This window comes from Pseudomonas peli (assembly GCF_050563605.1).
Classification (GTDB): Bacteria; Pseudomonadota; Gammaproteobacteria; order Pseudomonadales; family Pseudomonadaceae; genus Aquipseudomonas; species Aquipseudomonas peli_A.
Genome location: NZ_JBNXUH010000284.1, coordinates 1 through 234, shown reverse-complemented (window position 1 = coordinate 234; position 234 = coordinate 1). Strand labels below are relative to the sequence as shown.

Here is a 234-nt window from a genome sequence, read left to right as displayed (position 1 = left end):
GGATTATTGTGATCAGCACCGCCAAGATATCGTAGGCAGCGTCAGATGGGGCGTAGTCGGCGGCGTCAGATGTGTATAAGGGGCGGCCCCAGGGGTCGACAAGCGCCGAATGGCCAAAGGTCTCGCGCCCGCCTGGATGAGTACCGCCCTGCCCGGCCGCCAGTACATGCCTCTGATACACATCAGACGCGGCCGACGACGCGCCACGAGAAGAAAAAACGGAGGGGGGGGGGG

Annotated in this window: 1 pseudogene; it reads right to left on the bottom strand. The window is 63.7% G+C overall.

Going from position 1 to position 234, the window contains the following annotated elements:
- A pseudogene (locus ACQ4LH_RS21755) lies at window positions 1-234 on the bottom strand (hypothetical protein); the annotation flags it as partial.